Raw genomic sequence first — 1,534 nt, 5'->3', positions numbered from 1 at the left:
CAGGATCACCTGGGCGATCACGGACGCGACCCACGCGAAGCGACGGCCCCGTCGGAGGCCGTCGCTGAGGGTGAGGAGGAACAGGGACGGCATCAGACTCAGCAGGGTCGGCCCGACCCCGGACAGGCGCAGTTCGAGCAGCCCGCGCCGGCATTCGGGGTCCGACGCCGACACCTCGCACAGGTCGCGCACCTCGCCGGCCGTGTAGGGGATGCCGCGGAACAGGTCGCGGAGCACGGCGAGCGGTCCGACCGCCTCCGCGGACAGCGCCGCGATCATCGGGCCGATCGCACTGGCCGCCACGATGATCGCGACCAGCACCCGGCCCTCACGCTGGGTGCCCGCGATCCGTTCGCCGCGGGCGGAGCGGCCGACGATCCAGCGGCCGATCACCAGCCCGACCACGGCCGCGGCGAGCCGGACCACGTCCTGCAGCGACCCACTGAACAGTGCCAGGGTGATGGTGAACACGAGGACGCCGACGCGGATCCGCCGACGCCACAGGGTGCCCATGTTCGAACTGGCGACCATCGCGGCACCGACGATCCACGTGCTCGGGCCGACGGCCATGCCCACGTGCAGCCGGAAACCCCAGTTCGCGTCGACGACCTTCGCGACGGCGGCCACCGACAGTGCGAGCAGCCCGCCGAGCACCTGGGTGGCGACCGCGGCCAGCGCGAACCGCGCCGACCCCATGCGACGTTCCAGCGGTGCGGCCGCCACGAGGACGAGGACGGTCGTCGACAAGTACGCCAGGACGTCGTCGCCCCACAGCCCGGCCGTGAACAGGGTCCACACCCACCCGTTCTGGAACGCCCGGATCCCGATCGCGACGTGCTGGGACAGGTCGTGGGAGGGGCCGCTGATCACACTGGACGTGGCGATCGCGAGGATCCAGATCACCACCAGCAGCGCAATGCTGACCGGTGCACCCCGCACCCCGCCCCAGACCCGTTCCGCTGCCCGCCCGGTCTGACCCTTGACCCTGGCCGCCGCATCGTGCCCGGTCGCCGCGCTGTCGTCGGTCTTCATCCGCCAGGTCCCCACTCTCCGCGATGTCGAGAACGAACGCTTGCCCGGCGGGTCGGCCGCTGCCAACCCGACCGTAATCCACCCCTTCGAAGTATGGCCAATACCACACGCCGTGACGCAGTTTTACTACTACCAGTAGTACGTATCTGCGTCGTCGTATCCGTAGAATCGGTTTATGGCTGGACTCGGCGAACTCGAACGCGCAGTGATGGATCACCTGTGGTCCACTTCGGAACCGCAGACGGTACGGCAGGTACACGAGGCACTGGCGGCACGCCGTGAACTCGCGTACACGACTGTCATGACAGTGCTCCAGCGACTGGCGAAGAAGCACCTCGTTATTCAGCAGCGCGACGACCGCGCCCACCGGTACCTGCCGGTGCACCAGCGTGAGGAGCTCGTCGCGAGCCTCATGGTGGACGCACTGCAGCAGGCCGACAAGTCCGGCAGCCGCGCCGCCGCACTCGTGCACTTCGTCGGCCAGGTCGGCGCCGACGAGGCC

General features: G+C 69.4%; 2 protein-coding genes. One reads left to right on the top strand and one right to left on the bottom strand.

All coding sequences use genetic code 11. From position 1 onward, the window contains the following. Positions 1-1,032, bottom strand: a 1,032-nt coding sequence (locus AC1D1G_RS45065; protein ID WP_477956927.1) for a rhomboid family intramembrane serine protease, incomplete at its 3' end; no start/stop codon positions are given. Between the two features lie 175 nt (positions 1,033-1,207). Here AC1D1G_RS45065 and AC1D1G_RS45060 point away from each other — a divergent pair. Next, positions 1,208-1,534, top strand: a 327-nt coding sequence (locus tag AC1D1G_RS45060) for a BlaI/MecI/CopY family transcriptional regulator (protein WP_477956926.1), incomplete at its 3' end; no start/stop codon positions are given.

This window comes from Rhodococcus sp. P3_B8, assembly GCF_056402775.1.
Note: the sequence above shows the minus strand (reverse complement) of the source record. Positions and strands in the feature narration are given on the sequence as shown.